A 364-nucleotide genomic window follows, 5' to 3' on the forward strand; every position below is an offset into this window, starting at 1 on the left:
ATAACAGGCTTATCTCCCCCAAGAGTCCACATCGACGGGGAGGTTTGGCACCTCGATGTCGGCTCATCGCATCCTGGGGCTGTAGTCGGTCCCAAGGGTTGGGCTGTTCGCCCATTAAAGCGGTACGCGAGCTGGGTTCAGAACGTCGTGAGACAGTTCGGTCCCTATCCGTCGTGGGCGCAGGAAATTTGAGAGGAGCTGTCCTTAGTACGAGAGGACCGGGATGGACGCACCGCTGGTGTACCAGTTGTCTTGCCAAAGGCATCGCTGGGTAGCTATGTGCGGACGGGATAAGTGCTGAAAGCATCTAAGCATGAAGCCCCCCTCAAGATGAGATTTCCCATAGCGTCAAGCTAGTAAGAAC

At 55.8% G+C, this 364-nt stretch carries 1 rRNA gene; it reads left to right on the plus strand.

The features are described from left to right. Positions 1-364 (plus strand): 23S ribosomal RNA (locus CHI06_RS29105); the annotation flags it as partial.

The organism is Bacillus sp. 7884-1, assembly GCF_002272245.1.
In the GTDB taxonomy this organism is placed as follows: Bacteria; Bacillota; Bacilli; order Bacillales; family Cytobacillaceae; genus Neobacillus.